Source organism: Thalassobius sp. Cn5-15, from assembly GCF_022347685.1.
Classification (GTDB): domain Bacteria; phylum Pseudomonadota; class Alphaproteobacteria; order Rhodobacterales; family Rhodobacteraceae; genus Thalassobius.
In genome coordinates, this window is the sequence record NZ_JAKRGF010000012.1 from 18,020 (window position 1) to 33,069 (window position 15,050).

The window sequence follows — 15,050 nt, forward strand, 5'->3', positions numbered from 1 at the left end:
ATGCGGCGGGCGGTTCTGCGTCAAGAACCCTGCGTGATGGGGAACTAAAGGTAGGGTCACTGGGGCCGGATGCGGATCGTCATGCATCAGCCGGCTGGTCACGCGACAGCGCAGTGATCGCCTGCATATGACGCTGGCGCAAGGGAAAGTCAAGGAGCGCAGGGCGAAACGCCCCGCGACGCAGCGGCGTCGGTCAGTAATCGCGTTCGATGAACAGGCCGATTCCGGTATCCCCATCCGATCCCAACCGCCCTCGGGCGGTGATTGAGGGGCTGATTTGTAGGTTCAGATCGATGCGGGTGTTGCCGGCCGTGTCGGCGGTTACTTCTGTATAGATGTTGTCGCTGATGTATTTGCCAACACGGGCCTGTGCGCTGCCATCCTCGGCGGTGGTGACGTCCAGATCATCCAGTGCCAACCCCTGACGCACCCCGTTGCCAAAACCACCCGATTGGCCAGAGAGCGTGGCAATCGCGCTGGCCAGCCGCACGGCCTGCAGCGGCGAAATCGATGTCAGATCGCGCCCGAAGAGCAGCAGCGAAAGCACTTCATCCTCTGGCAATTCCGGCGAAGAGGTAAAGCGCAGGCTGGGGGCGCTGGCGTTGCCTTCGATGGTGATCAGGGCGATTACCGCCTCAGCCGTGGTTTCGGCGACAAAGCGTATGAAGGGATCAAAAGCGCCCTGCAGTTGGATCAGACCCTCGGTCAGGGTCAACCGGTTGCCCAGGATATCCAGTCGCCCGCGGATCAGTTCAAACTGTCCCTCTGGAATGACCTGATGGGTGGTGCCTGAAAGCTGCAGGCGACCGCCCAACTCTGCGTCCAGTCCGCGTCCGCGCACAAACACCCGATCTGGCGCACTAAGCGAGATGTCGATGGCAATCGCTGGCCCCTTTGGGCCTGCCTGTGTCTCCAGCAATCCTGCCCAGCGGCGCAGGCGACGCACGTCGGCAGGCTCATTGACGTGTTTTAGCCCCGGCAGACTGGCAAAGCGTGGCGCTGCGTTGGCGGGAATGCGCAGCTCTGTCGGACCCAGTTCCATTGTGCCGGTGATCGCCCCGCTTCCCTGTGCCAAGGCACCGTTGATGCTCAGCGCACCAGAGATGGAACTGCTGTAAAGGCTGGGATCCTCGGCCACAAAATCGCGCAGCGTCAGGGTGATATCGCTGTTAAGCGCAGGCGAAAGGTCCATCCCGCCCGTCACTGCGGCACTGCCGCCCAATGCAGGTTTCGCGTTGAGGTTCAGCGTGGCGCGACCACCGCTAAGGTTTGCCTGACCGGTTATCTCTTCAATCGACTGGCGCAATGTTGGCAGTGACAAGCGAGCCCCGCTGGTGCGGATTTGACCGCTCAGCGATTGGAGGCGCGGCGGCCCGTCAAGGCGCAGCGCCAACTGTGCATTGCCTTGCAGGTTGCGTGGTTGGATCAATGGGTTGAGCAGCCCCAGCGGGAATACACCGTCTGTGCTGAGTGACGCAGTGGTGAAATCCTGCGCAACGGTGCCGTTGGTCGCCAGACGTGTGTTACCCGGTCCCTGATGGCGGGTCGCGATGCGCCATTGACCGCCGCGCAGTTCTGCACGGCCTTCGCTTTCGATGGCTCCACCGACGCCCGCACCCAGCCGGGCCAGATCGCGCAGGCGCGCTGTGTAGCGGATATCGGCGGTGGCATCCGTATTCTGTACGCCAGTCAGGGCAACGGTCAGTTCCGGCGTGGTCAGGTCCAACTGGCGCAGAAAGATCGGCTTGCCCGGATCCTTCTTGGCCGAGGCGGTGAGGCTCGCACGCCCCGCTATCAGCGCATCCAGTTGTGGATTTGCGATGGCAAGGTTTTGCGATGTCACGTCGGCGATGAGGTCAAACTGCTGGAGTTTGGGCTGGCTGCTGCCGCTAAGTGCGAGTGTCACCCCACCTGATACGGGTGGCAGATCCGGAAGGGCCTGACGCAATACGGTGGCGTATGGTTTCAGATCGCGCAGAGCCGCGCTTGCGGTGCCGCTGAGGGTGACGCTTTCTTCAGTGAGGTCGCTGAGGGTGAGCTGCGCGGTGAGAGTACTATCACGCGGACCGCTGAAGTCCGTGTTGACCTGCCAAATTTGCGCTGTTTCTTCGGTGTCGCCTTGCTTTGCAGTGAGCGTCAGGCTTGCGCCACCTTGCAGGCCGGGATCAAGTGTACTGGCATCTTGCAGCACGACGTCCAGTTCAGCGCGACTGCCTTGGGATTTGATCTGCGCGCTGGCGTTCATATTGGCGCTGGGCGCTGACAGGATGAGCTGCGATAGGTTCAGGCCTGCGCTATCGCGGCGAACCTTCATATCCAGCTGCGTACGATCAGCCAGTAGCGAATCCAATGTTGGTAGGCCAAGGCCAAGATCCTGCGTTTCACCTGCGATGGTCAGGTCAAACCCGCCATTAAGTGGCGTGATTGGTCCTTTGATGCGCAGATCGCCGCGGCCTTCCAGATCGCTGCCGCTGAGCCCCTCAAACCGGTTGAGGTCCGCAGCCTTGAGCTGCAGATCTGGCGTCACGGTCAGCGGCTGACCTGCGCCCGCGTGAATGCGCACCCCGCCGTTTACCCCGTAGTCCACGCCGCTGAGGGACAGGTTCGATAAGGTAAAGCCCGTCGCTTGATCACCTGTGAATCGTCCCGCACCACGCAAAGTCGGACCAATGGCGGTTTGCAGCGCAGGGTCGGTTGCGGTGATCCCCTCGGCTGCAATTTGGAACGTCCCGGCAACCGCGGCGGCGTTGATCTGTCCTTCGCCGGTCAACTGTGCAGTTGCCAATGATAGTGCGGGCGTTTGCAACTGGGTGAGCGTTGCATCCAGCGCCCAGTTTGGTCCGCGTGTCGCATCGTGGGTGATTTGGAACGCGGCCTTTGCCACACGGGTGTCAGCGCCGGGCAGGGGTAACAATACGCTATCGTATGGTTTGCCTGTCGGTGGCTGCATCTGACCGCTGAGATCAATGAGCCGTGGCCAACCGTTCTCCAGCGTGACCTTGCCACCTAGGTTTAGCGCATCGCTGCGCAGGCTAAGGTGGTCCAGCCGAAGGGTTGCACCCTGCTTTATTCCCGAAACTTGCACGGCGGTGTCGGGGCCAAAGAAGGCACGATACTCCGGTGCAAACAGCGGTGTCAGATCACCGCCAAGATCGGCCTCAAACCGTTGTACATCCGCCGTCTTTGGATCCTGTTGCAGGGACAGCGATCCGCCAACGCGCTGCGCCCCGTCGGTGCTGAGGCGGGTGGTGGCGTTGAAATCTGATAGCGGCCCTGCGCCGTTCAGGGCCAGCGTCAGCGCGGGGCTGTCGGGCAATCCCAGCGTCTGACTGATCAGCCCGCCTGCGCCTTCGTTTAGCAAAAGATCCAGCGTAAGGTGGCGGCTGGCGTTGTCAAAACTGCCCTGCAGATCGAAGTGGCCCGTGATGGTATCGCGCCTGTCTAGCCGCAGGCGCCCCTGTGCAGCGCCATCTGCCAGTGTCAGTGCACCGTCCAGTTGCATGACTGTAGCCTGCCCCAGAACATCCGCACCAATCGATGCCTCGCGGATGCCAAGACTGCCGATGTTGACCGAAACGGGAAGCTCTGGCAGGGCAAAGGCTGTGGTCTCTGGGCTTGGTGCACTTGGGGGTGTGACCGGAAGGCGCGGCAGATGCAGGCGGTCTGCGTTCAGGCTGTTGACCTCCAAAGCGCCGCGCAACAAGGCGCTGCGGGTCCAGTCCAGTTCAACCCCCTCAAGACGCAGCCAAACACCAGTGTCATCGGAAATGCTGAGGCTGTCCAACTCAGCCTTTGAGGAGAGCGCGCCGCGAAAACCCGTGATCTCGACGTTGCGGCCAGCCTGTGACAGCGTGTCTTCCAGCAGGGTTTCCAGATAGCTGCCGTCCTCTGCCGTATCCTGCGCCCAGCCTTGTGGCAACGGTGTCAGCGCGACGATGACGGCAACACAGCAGCTGAGGGCCGATAAACGGGTTTGATGTCGCCAGATCTGTCGCATCAGAACGCCTGCCCAATCCCGATGTAAAACTGAGTACCGGATCCTGTATTGCCCGATACTGGCACGCCGACATCAAAGCGGATCGGCCCGACAGAGGTGTCATAGCGCAGCCCCAGACCGGCACCTGCGTGCCATGCGCCGTCCTCAAAGGCGCTGCCAGCCCCGATAAAGCCTGCATCGGCAAAGCCCACCAGCCCCAGCCGCCTGCGCAGTTCGGCACGAATTTCACCGGACAGACCGATGAAACTGCGACCGCCGCTTTCCTCTGTGCCGTTGGTGACGCCAAGTGACTGAAAAGGTTGGCCGCGCACGGTGCCACCGCCGCCCGACTGGAACAACAGATCCGGCGAGGTGCCCGCCAACGAGGAGCCTGCGACCGATCCCAGCTGCACCCGTGCGGCGGCGATCACCCGGCCATCCATCAGAGGTTCGTAACGGCGGCCATCCACAACAAACTGGGTGCCACTTTCGCTGCCATCCAGACCCAGATAGGGGGTTGCGATGGTTTCCAAAAACTGGCCTTTCTGCGGGTTCAGCGTGTCATCCCGGCGGTCCCAGCTAAAGCGCACAGGCGTGGACAAGAGGGTAAAGCGGCGGTTCCCGAAAGCGTCATTTGTCTGCGCACGTGAAAAGCGCAGTTGCGCCTCAGCGACGACATTGTCGGTCAGATAGCGGGTGGCACCGATGCTCATGTCAATCTGGTCCAGATCAAATAGCGGTTCCTGTTCAGACCGCAGGTCCAGCGTTGCAAAGGCGGTTGTGTCGGCGCCGAAACTGGCGGGGCGATCAATGCGCACACCAAGGGCATAGTCCACTTCACCACCATCTAGTGCGAGGTCGCGCACCTCGCCCTCAACCCGCAGCCGTTCGGCCCCGCCGAGGAGGTTGCGGTGCATCCAGAATCCGCTGAGCTGCAGACCAGATTGTGTGGAAACCTCTACACCGGCACCAAAGCGGCGCGGGCGGGATTCAACCAGCGCGGCCTCAATATCCAATGTTGCCTCCGGGCCCAGCTCCTCTGCCTCGTTCAGCGCGACAGAACTGAAGACGCCACTGCGGCGCAGGCGGGTTGCGGCGCGCTCCACCTCGGCGGGATTAAAGGGGGCGCCGGTGGGCAGGCCAGCGATTTCGGTGATCCTGCCGCCTCGCAAATTGGCACTGCCGCTGTGGCGCAACTCACCGAAGGTGACAGATGGACCAGGAGCGATCCGCAAAAGCGCATCCAGACGGGCGGCGGCGTGATCTGCGGTGACATCCTGTGTGGTAATGCGGGCCTTGGCGTGACCGGCAGCGCGCCAAGCATTGATGGCGTCATTGGCCGCGCGGCCGATGGTGTCTGCGCGGGCAGGTGCGCCGGTGCGGAAGCGTTTGGGCAATTCTGTACCCGGCGCCAGCGGGCTAAGGTCGGCGCGGCCGAACTTGAACCGTTTGCCGGGCTCAACATTCACGGTCACCTCGTGAATCTGGTTCGGCGCACTGCCCGGTGCGATCAGCGCAGCCTCTTGTCCGTCAATGCGGATGGAGATCACACCGGAATAATAGCCGTTGGCATATAGCACCTCCGTCAGGCGGCGGTAATCGGCCAGCGCGGCGGCCAAGGTGTCTTGCGGCTCTGTCAGGTCTTCGCGTTCGTTCTGGCGCAACAGTGATCCCGCCCGCAAGCGTCCGCGCAGCGTGTCCTGTGTGCCGTCAGGCACAGAAAACCGTAGACTGTCCATTGCATCAGCAGACTGGACATTCAGCGACAGGCCAAGGGTAAGCACGCAGGCAAAGACGCGCACAGGACGATGATAGGGCTTTCGGGACAAGGGATAGCTACCGTAGCGACAAAACAAATCACGCGGTCAGGCCGCGTGCGATCACGCTAAAGGTAATTGTGAGGCAGAACCACGTTCTAACGGAAAATAAGCAGAAAAATGCCGGATTCGCAACGATGCCTGTGCCTTTGGGGTAGGGCCGGTTCAATGTTCGGCCCTACCTGCAACGTTTCAGTTGCTCTGACCTGGTGGTTGCTGCGAACCTTATTTCAGGCAGTCGGTGATTGCGTCAGCCAGTGATTTGATGATGGCTGGATAGCGTGCCGCACCTTCGGATTGGTCGACGCCAAGGGGGTCCATTTGTGCGGTCTGGATATCAACGCCATCAAACACCGTCGCGATCAGATTGGCGTTCAGCTGCGGTTCGGAGAACGCACAGGTGATGCCATTTTCACGCACCGCGTGCTGGATCTCCGCCACGCGCGCGGGACTGGGGGAGGCACCATCGCCAAGGCTGATCGCGCCAACCGCCTGCAGGTGGAAACGGCTCTCAAAATACTGATAGGCGTCATGGAATACGACGAACGGCTTGCCTTCGACCGGTTCCAGTTTGGCGTGAACCTGCGTGATCACATCGGCCAGTTCAGCCTGACCTGCAGCGGCATTGGCGCGGTAGATTTCGGCGTTTTCTGGATCCAGCTTGCTCAGTTCTGCGGCGATTACGCCCAGCCATACACGACCATTTTCCGGGTCTAGCCATGCGTGGGGGTCAACACCTTCGTGGGCGTGATCGTGGTGGTCGTCATGGCCGTGATCATCATGAGCTTCTTCTTTGTGCCCATGTTCTTCGTGATCATGCTCTTCGTGATCTTTATGCGCGTCCTTTTCATGGCCATGATCATCATGACCGTGCTCGTCGTGCCCGTGCTCTTTATCTTTGTGATTCCCGTGATCATCATGCGCATGCTCTTCGTGATCATGCGTGTCATGGTCTTTGTCATCATGACCGTCATGATCGTGCTCTTCGTGGCCATTCTCGTCGTCGCCGAATACCACGGTTTCACGGAATTCATGCAGAATGGTGCCTTCTGCCTCGAGCAGTTCCAGATGTGCGGCGCCACCGGCCAGCGTCTCCAGCGGGTCATGCAGCCACGGTGTCAGGGGTTCACCCAGCCAAACCACCAGACCGGCGCGTTCCAGCGCTACGGCCTGCGAGGGGCGCAGGCTGTAAAAATGCGGTGAGCTGCCGGGATCGACCAGCAGCTCCGGCTGGCCCAGATCGCCCATCACCTGTGAAACCAGCGCATGCACGGGCGCGATGTCAGTGACGACCATAGGCACCTCTGCCACGGCGGTGCTGGCCGCAAGGCATGCGGCAGAAGAAAGGGTGAACCGGAACAGGGACTTCGCCATCGGAGGATCCTTTGTTATCTTATAACATATCTTGAGAATGGGCTTGTAGAGTGTATAACATAACATTACAAGTCCTTTGATCTAGAGAGGATTGATCATGTCCAGTGATGCGCAACCCGCAGATCCCGCAAAGAGCTTCCAGCCCCATAATCACGCCCACTGCGTAGCCGACACCGTCGCCGCATTGGAGGCATACTGCAGTGATAATGGGCTGAAACTGACGCCGGTGCGCCGACGCGTGGCGGAAATCCTTTTGGCTGAACATCGTGCGATGGGGGCTTATGAAATCCTTGATGTACTGCGTGCCGAAGGGTTGGGATCGCAGCCGCCGGTGGCTTACCGCGCACTGGATTTTCTCAGCACCCATGGGTTTGTGCATAAGGTCGAACGTTTGAACGCCTTTGTGGCCTGTACCCATCCGGGCGCGGATCACAGTCCGGCTTTCCTGATCTGTCGCTCCTGCAACAAGGTCGCCGAGGCAGAGGCGCCCGGCACCGAAGGCCAACTGGGCCAGGCCGCCGCCGCTGTCGGGTTTCAGATTGAACAGGCGGTGGTCGAAGTCGAAGGGCTCTGCCCGGATTGCAACGACGGAGACTGACATGACCCGCTTGATCGAGATTGAAGGCGCCGCTGTCCATCAGGGTGCGGTGGTCGCCTTGCGTGACGTTGATTTCCACATTGACCGTGGGGAGATTGTGACCGTAGTGGGGCCCAATGGGTCGGGTAAGTCCACCCTGATGAAAACAGTGATTGGTGCGTTGAAGCCTATTTCCGGTCGCGTTGCCCGCGCGCCCGGTCTGCGCATCGGCTATGTCCCGCAAAGTCTGCAGATCGACCCGACGCTGCCCATCACGGTGGCGCGGTTCCTTGGCCTGCCGCGGCGTTTGCCGCGCAAGACGACCTGTGCCGTCTTGGAACAGGCGGGGGTGCCGGATTTGGCGGACCGCCAGATGGCGGCGCTGTCTGGTGGGCAGTTCCAGCGTGTCCTGCTGGCGCGGGCGATGCTGGAAAAACCGGATTTGCTGATTTTGGATGAAGCGACGCAAGGCTTGGACCAACCGGGCTCCGCCGCGTTCTATCGTCAGATCGAAGAAATCCGTCAGCAAGAGGGCTGCGCGGTGCTGATGGTCAGTCATGAGCTGCATGTTGTCATGGCCGCCTCGGATCGGGTGATTTGCCTGAACGGCCATGTTTGTTGCCACGGGACGCCTGAAATTGTCGCCTCTGCGCCAGAATACCGCGCGCTGTTTGGGTCCGGCACTGGTGGGGCGCTGGCGCTTTACCGCCATGACCACGATCATTCGCATGATAGCGAAGGCAATTGTCTGCACGATCATGACTGTGGCCATGAGGACAGGCATAACCATACGCACGCGCATGGTGTGGCTGTAAAACATGAAGAGGCTCACTGATGGATCTGCTCGATAGTTTTATGATGCGCGCCATGCTGGCCGGTATCGGCGTAATGATCGCCGCTGCCCCTTTGGGCTGTTTCGTGGTCTGGCGGCGCATGGCTTACTTCGGCGACGCAACCGCGCATGCAGCCATTCTGGGGGTTGCGATTGCGCTGGGCTTTGAAATTTCGATCTTTGTCGGGGTGTTGGGCATGTCGCTGGCGATGGCAGTGACGGTCAGCACCCTGACTGGGCGTGGCTATGCGATGGACACACTTTTGGGGGTAGTTAGTCATTCGGCGCTGGCGTTTGGTTTGGTGGCGGTGTCATTCCTGCAGGGCGTGCGCATTGATCTGATGGCCTATCTGTTTGGCGATATTCTGGCGGTTAGCCGTGGGGATCTGGCGGTGATCTGGGGCGGGGCCTTGCTGGTTTTGGCGCTGGTTTGCTGGCGCTGGTCTGCGCTGCTGATGTCAACGCTGAACCCTGACATGGCCTATGCCAGCGGTATTGATCCCAAACGTGAACAGCTGGTGTTGACCGTGGCACTGGCGGTTGTGGTTGCGGTGGCGATCAAAGTGGTGGGAGTGGTGCTGATCGCGGCCTTGCTGATTGTCCCTGCGGCTTCGGCGCGACCTCTGGTCAAAACGCCTGAGACAATGGCGGTTTTGGCGGCGATGATTGGCGTGGCCTCAGTCCTTGGCGGACTGCAGGGGGCGCTGGTGTTGGATACGCCCGCAGGGCCAAGCATCGTCTGCGTTGCCGCGATGATCTTTCTTGCCGTCTCTGTAGGTGGCGGTGTGCGGGGTGTACTGCGCGGAAAGTGATGTGCTTTCCGTCGCTTCTTGCTGGATCAGAAAGGGTTTACGGTAACAGTTGTAGCCAAGCCCAGACTGTTAGGATACTGGCCGCCGTCCCGATCAGGACAGACGATGCGGCAACCTTCTGCCCGACCCCATAGATTGAGGCAAAGAGGTAGGTGTTGATGCCCGGTGCCATCGCCGCCGTCACCACGGCTGAACGAAGCGCCGCATCGCTCAGTCCCAGCACAGTGCCCAGGGTGATCACCAGCGCAGGATGTACGATCAGCGACATAGCCAAGACATAGCCCATCAGCCGCAGATCCCCGTCCAGCCTATAGCGTACCAACACACCGCCCAACCCGAACAGCGCCGCAGGCAGGGCGGTTCGCGCGATTAGATCCAGCGCTACCTGCGCTGGTTCCGGCATCACCAATCCGGTGAGATTTACGATGAACCCCAGCGCCAGCGCCACCACCAGCGCGTTTCTGAACATTGCGTTGCCGATGTTCAGGGCAGTACGCCCCATGCCCTGACCGCCGCCATTGGCACGTCCGCGCACCACTTCCATCACTGTGATACCTAGGAAATAGCAAAACGGCGCGTGGATCGACACGATGGCGAAATTCGACGCCAGCGCTTCCATTCCATAGGCGCGTTCGGTAATGGCCAGTCCCAGAAGGACCGAGTTCGAGAACAGTCCGATAAAGCCGATTGCAACGCTGTCCATCGCATTACGCTTGAACAGGAACCGTGTGCCCAGCATCGCAAGGGCAAAGCTGGTGCCAGCGCCAACGTAGAAAGAGGTGAGAAGTCGCCAGTCAAAGCTCTGGCTCAGATCCAGACGGGCGATTGCGGTGAACAACAGACAGGGGATGGCAAAGTTCTGGGTGTACTTCATCAAGCCGTCGATCTGTTCACGGCTCATATAGCCGCTACGGGTGCCCCCGTAGCCCACCCCGATCACGAGGAAGACCGGCAGGATGATGTTGAACAGATCTTGCATGGCTCAGGGGCTTTTCATGTTTGGCCCTCGCGCGGGCGGTGCCGCCGGTGTTAATCAGCTAATGTGATGATCATGCCGTCATAGGCGGCGTTGATGTGTTCGGGTGTCTCTGCCTCTACAGTGGCGTAGTCCAGATCCACATGCATGTTGGTCAAGATGCCGCGCCTGGGCTGCATACGTTCAAACCATTCCAACGCTGCATCATAGTGCAGGTGGGTCGGGTGCGGCGTGCGGCGTAGGGCGTCCAGAACCCAGACATCCAGATCCTTAAGGTGATGCACCACAGTCTCATCAATCTTGGCCACATCAGGCAGGTATGCCAGCCCACCGATACGGAACCCCAGCGCGTCAATGCTGCCGTGATTGACCGAAAACGGCGTGAAAGTGATTGGACCACCGTCGCCTTCAATCACCACATCACCATCGATGGTGTGCATGTCGAGGATCGGGGGGTAAGAGCTTCCTTCGGGTTGCACGAAGGCGTAGCCGAAACGGTCAAACAGGTTCTTCTGCGTTGGTGCATCGGCCCAGACGGGCAGGCGCGCACGCATGTTGAACACCACCATGCGTAGATCATCCAGACCATGCACGTGATCGGCATGGGCATGGGTCCACAGCACGGCGTCCAATTCACCGATGCCCGCATCCAGCAGCTGTTGGCGCATATCGGGCGTCGTGTCGATCAGCACGCGGGTTATGCCGTCGTCGGTCACGCGTTCCACCAGCATCGAACAGCGACGGCGGGTGTTTTTGGGGTTTTCGGGGTCACAATCCCCCCAGATGCCGCCCAGTCGCGGTACTCCGCCCGACGATCCACAGCCAAGTATGGTGAAGCGCAACTGAGCCATCAGGCGGCTACCTCATAGGCTGCGGCTTTCCAGAACAGCCGGTTGAAGTTTTCCTGCGTGCGTGCAGCGAAATCGGCGTAAGCCATGCCAAACACCTCGGCCCCCAGCTGCGCGGTATGGATACTATAGCCCGGTTCATTGCGTTTGCCGCGGAAGGGTTTTGGTGCCAGATAGGGACTATCCGTTTCCACCAGAATGCGGTCCACAGGCGCGGCTGCGAAGATGTCGCGCACGTCCTGCGATTTGGGGAAGGTGGCGATGCCGGACATCGACAGGTAGAACCCCAGATCCAGTACGGATTTCGCCAGCTCAGGGCCCGAGCAATAGCAGTGCATCACGCAGGAATAGGCACCGTTGCGGTATTCCGAGGATAGAATATCTGCCATGTCCTCATCTGCTGCGCGGGCATGGATGATCAGCGGTAGCTTGGTCTGGCGTGCGGCCTCGATATGTACAAGCAGACTCTCTTTTTGAATCTCTGCGCTGTCGGCGGTGTAGTGGTAGTCCAGACCACTTTCACCAATGCCGACGAATTTCGGATGTGCGGCCAGTTTGACCAGTTCCTCGACCGTGACCAATGGTACTTCTGCGGCGGACATCGGGTGGGTGCCTGCGGCGTAGAACACCGGTTCATAGGCCTCTGCGATGGCGCGCACGCGCGGCTCGGCCTCCAGTTTGGTGCAGATGGTGACCATGCGGGTCACGCCCGCCTCAACCGCGCGGGCAACGATCAGGTCGCGCTCTTCGTCGAAGTCGGGAAAGTCGAGATGACAGTGGCTGTCGGTGATCTGGATGGTCTGGGTCATTTATCGTCTCTGCCTGTCGCCTGAAACTGTGCCCTTAGGCGGATGCGGTTTTTTGTATCTTAAAAATCGTATCTAGGATGAGCGCGGCAGGGTCAAGATTGACAGACCGGCCATGTCTGCTGCGCGCGCCGACCTCTTGCGCCAGCTCGGCCCATGCGCGGGCCTTCGCAGGGTGAGGGCATAGGCGGGCGATCAGTTCTGCCTCGCCCCGCGCTACCTCGACCGTCGGCGGCATGCCGAGGGCGCCGAAACGGGCCAGCCGTGACAGCAGCAGGTCATTGAGAGCAAACAACAGGTCCAGCTTGGCTTCTGCGCCACGGGCGGTGGCGCTTTCGGCCAGTTGCAATGCGCGACCACGGTCCAGACGGGGCAGGGTTGCGTAGAGATCCACCAGCGATTGATAAATGCCAAGGCCGTTGAGGCTGGTCAGGCGGATCGCCTCACCGACCGATCCGGCGGACAGTTCGGCCAGTGCGGCGGGCTGTTCCATTTCATGCACATCTGCCTGCGACAGGGCCCGTTCCATCGCTTCTTGGTTCAGCGGGGCCAGCCGTAATTCGCGACAGCGCGATCGGATCGTCGGCAGCAGGCGCGACGGCTGGTGGCAGATCAGCAGCATGGTTGTGTTTGCGGGGGGTTCCTCCAGCACCTTCAACAGCGCATTGGCGGCGGAGACGTTCATTTCATCCGCTGCATCCACAATGACCACGCGCCGCCCGCCATCTGCGGCCGACAGCGCGAAGAAGTTTTTTAGCTTGCGCACCTCGCCGACGAGGATTTCGGCGGCCAGCTTGTCGCCTTTGTCATTCGGACCACGGCGCAACAGAAAAAGGCCCGGTTCCGACATCGCCTGAATGCGGGCGTTCACGGGGTGGTCTTCGGGACTTGCAAGGTTGGTTGGCTTTTCCGGTGCCCCAAACAGGCCCGCGCCCTGATCTATGGGCTGGGTCAGCAGAAACCGTGCGATTTGCCAGGCCAGCGTGGCCTTGCCGATGCCCTTGGGACCGGTGATCAGCCAGCCGTGGTGCAGGCGGCCGGAATTGAAAGCCTGCAGAAATTCGGTCTGCGCAGCGTCTTGTCCATACAGGTGATGGGTTTCACGCGGATGCGGCGCGCCCTCTACGCGGTCAGGATCTGGCAGGTTCACCTCGGCCACGTATCACGCCTCTGCCAATTTGGTGTTTACAGCCGCCAGAATGTCGGCAGCAACGCCGTCCATTTCCTGCGCGCCGTTGATGATGCGGAACCGGTCCGTGAATTCATCAGCCAGGGCCAGAAAACCCGCCCGCATCTGCCGCTGCAGATCCGCGCCAAAGCTTTCAAAGCGTTCCTCCACCCCCTGACGGGACAGGGCGCGGGACAGGCCCACCTCCGGATCCATGTCGATGAGGATGGTCAGATCCGGTTCGCGCCCGATCATCAGGTCATGCAGTTGATCAACCGTGCCCCGCAGGTCCCCACGGCTGAGGCCCTGATACATCCGTGTGCTGTCGGCAAATCGGTCGCAGATTACCACCTTGCCAGCGGCCAGCGCAGGCAGGATGGTGCGTTCCAGATGATCGCGACGGGCTGCTGTGAACAACAGGATCTCTGTCTCTGCCGACCAGCGGTCAGCGTCGCCCTGCAGCACAAGTGCGCGGATTTCCTCTGCCCCCGGCGATCCGCCCGGTTCACGGGTCAGCACCACCTCACGCCCCTGCGTTTCCAGTGCGGCGACAAGGCGGAGGCATTGGGTCGATTTCCCCGATCCGTCGATGCCTTCAAAACTGATGAACATGCCTTTTGGGGCGCTGTTTGATGTGGTGGTGGTCACGATGCCCCCTCAGGGCCTTGTTCCAGACGCCGCAGCAGGGTGGTTGCGGCTGTGGTGACGCGGGTCAGGAAACCACCTGCGGCCACAGCGCGATCTGCCACCAGCGGGAAGGAAAGCGGTTCCAACCCTTCAGGGGTGATGATCAGTTGCGCCAACTCTTGACCTTCGGCAATCGGGGCTTCGATCGGGCCTTGATACACCACCTCGGCGGCAACCTTTTCACTGTCGAGCGCGGGTAAGAGGGCAGAGACATCCGCCGCAGGTGTCAGTCCGACGCTGGGCGCATCGCCCATCCAGACATCGGCGTTCATGATCACCTCCCCCTGTTTGACCACATCACGCAGCACAAACTGGCGGAAGGACCAGTTGACGATGGTTTCCGCCTCTTTGGCGCGTGCCCTGGCGGTTTCCAGACCGGAGATGACAAAAACCACCCGGCGGTCGCCCTGTAGGGAAGAACCAACAAGGCCATAACCTGCCTCTTGGGTGTGGCCTGTTTTCAGCCCATCGGCACCAATACCCAGACCCAACAGCGGGTTACGGTTGCGAGTGTTTTGCGGCGCGCGGCCGTCGAAGGCAAATTCGCGTTCGGCAAACAGCGGGTAATATTGTGGGAAATCCTCGATCAAGCGGGTGCCCAGAAGAGCCAGATCGCGCATCGACATGCGGTGACCAACAGCGGGCCAGCCGTTGGAATTGGCGAAGGTCGAATTGGTCATGCCCATTTTCTGCGCCCGCTGGGTCATATAGCGGGCAAAGCCTGCTTCGGTCCCGTCGGGGCTCAGCGCCTCGGCAATCACGGCGCAGGCGTCGTTGCCAGAGAGGACAATGATCCCTCGGATCAGATCCTCCACTCGCACGCGGTCGGTGGTGTCCAGAAACATGGTGGAACCGCCATAGTTCATCGCGTGCTCAGAGACCGGTAGCTTTTCATCCAGATTGAGACGTCCGTCGCGCAGCGCTTCGAAGGCGATATAGAGCGTCATTAGTTTGGACATCGATGCCGGCGGTAGCGGCACGTCGGCGTTTTTGTTCAGTAGAACTGTCCCGGTTTTGAGATCCACCACATAGGCGGATTTGGCCTGTGTATCAAACGCATGGGCGCCGGTCGCCATGAGCGCGGCGGCCAGAACACCGGTTGCGGATTTACGTAGCAGGGGGATCATGGATCAACCTCCGTTAATCAGGATGCGAGTGGCAGCCAAGCCCCGAAGGG

Annotated in this window: 12 protein-coding genes; 3 read left to right on the top strand and 9 right to left on the bottom strand. The window is 60.6% G+C overall.

All coding sequences use genetic code 11. The features are described 5' to 3' along the window. Window positions 1–193: 193 nt before the first annotated feature. From MHM86_RS16665 to MHM86_RS16675, 3 genes are all read right to left on the bottom strand, one after another. Entirely contained in the window at window positions 194–3,997 is a 3,804-nt protein-coding gene (locus MHM86_RS16665) for a translocation/assembly module TamB domain-containing protein (protein ID WP_239201621.1), read from the bottom strand. Further along, window positions 3,997–5,805, bottom strand: a complete 1,809-nt coding sequence (locus MHM86_RS16670) for an autotransporter assembly complex family protein (RefSeq protein ID WP_239201622.1) — start codon at window positions 5,803–5,805, stop codon at window positions 3,997–3,999. The genes MHM86_RS16665 and MHM86_RS16670 overlap by 1 nt, the downstream gene beginning before the upstream one ends. Before the next feature lie 213 nt (window positions 5,806–6,018). Next, entirely contained in the window at window positions 6,019–7,167 is a 1,149-nt protein-coding gene (locus tag MHM86_RS16675) for a zinc ABC transporter substrate-binding protein (RefSeq protein WP_239201623.1), read from the bottom strand. Window positions 7,168–7,264: 97 nt separating this feature from the next. Here MHM86_RS16675 and MHM86_RS16680 point away from each other — a divergent pair, with 97 nt between their 5' ends. Genes MHM86_RS16680 through MHM86_RS16690 form a run of 3 tightly spaced genes read left to right on the top strand, consistent with a single transcriptional unit; the run spans window position 7,265 to window position 9,388 of the window. Next, window positions 7,265–7,765: a Fur family transcriptional regulator gene (locus MHM86_RS16680; RefSeq protein WP_239201624.1), complete on the top strand. Its 501-nt coding sequence runs from the start codon at window positions 7,265–7,267 to the stop codon at window positions 7,763–7,765. Between the two features lies 1 nt (window position 7,766). Further along, window positions 7,767–8,579, top strand: a complete 813-nt coding sequence (locus MHM86_RS16685) for a metal ABC transporter ATP-binding protein (protein WP_239201625.1) — start codon at window positions 7,767–7,769, stop codon at window positions 8,577–8,579. Beyond that, window positions 8,579–9,388: a metal ABC transporter permease gene (locus tag MHM86_RS16690; protein ID WP_239201627.1), complete on the top strand. Its 810-nt coding sequence runs from the start codon at window positions 8,579–8,581 to the stop codon at window positions 9,386–9,388. The genes MHM86_RS16685 and MHM86_RS16690 overlap by 1 nt, the downstream gene beginning before the upstream one ends. A gap of 37 nt (window positions 9,389–9,425) precedes the next feature. Here MHM86_RS16690 and MHM86_RS16695 read toward each other — a convergent pair whose 3' ends face one another. The 6 genes from MHM86_RS16695 to MHM86_RS16720 are packed head-to-tail and all read right to left on the bottom strand — an operon-like array spanning window position 9,426 to window position 15,000. Beyond that, complete coding sequence (locus MHM86_RS16695) at window positions 9,426–10,367, bottom strand: AEC family transporter (RefSeq protein WP_239201628.1); 942 nt, start codon at window positions 10,365–10,367, stop codon at window positions 9,426–9,428. A 50-nt stretch (window positions 10,368–10,417) separates the two neighbouring features. Continuing rightward, the gene (locus MHM86_RS16700; protein ID WP_239201629.1) at window positions 10,418–11,215 is read right to left on the bottom strand and encodes an MBL fold metallo-hydrolase; all 798 of its coding nucleotides are present in this window, start codon (window positions 11,213–11,215) and stop codon (window positions 10,418–10,420) included. Next, the gene (locus MHM86_RS16705; RefSeq protein WP_239201630.1) at window positions 11,215–12,021 is read right to left on the bottom strand and encodes a TatD family hydrolase; all 807 of its coding nucleotides are present in this window, start codon (window positions 12,019–12,021) and stop codon (window positions 11,215–11,217) included. The genes MHM86_RS16700 and MHM86_RS16705 overlap by 1 nt, the downstream gene beginning before the upstream one ends. 34 nt (window positions 12,022–12,055) lie before the next feature. Next, window positions 12,056–13,177 carry a DNA polymerase III subunit delta' gene (locus tag MHM86_RS16710; protein WP_239201631.1) on the bottom strand — a complete coding sequence of 374 codons (1,122 nt, stop codon included), beginning with the start codon at window positions 13,175–13,177 and terminating at the stop codon, window positions 12,056–12,058. Between the two features lie 3 nt (window positions 13,178–13,180). Then, window positions 13,181–13,798 (bottom strand): dTMP kinase, encoded by a 618-nt coding sequence (tmk, locus tag MHM86_RS16715; RefSeq protein ID WP_239201681.1) that lies wholly within the window; start codon window positions 13,796–13,798, stop codon window positions 13,181–13,183. 32 nt (window positions 13,799–13,830) lie between these two features. Further along, a complete protein-coding gene (locus tag MHM86_RS16720) occupies window positions 13,831–15,000 on the bottom strand; it encodes a D-alanyl-D-alanine carboxypeptidase family protein (protein WP_370644209.1) in 1,170 nt (389 codons plus the stop codon). Window positions 15,001–15,050 lie beyond the last annotated feature (50 nt).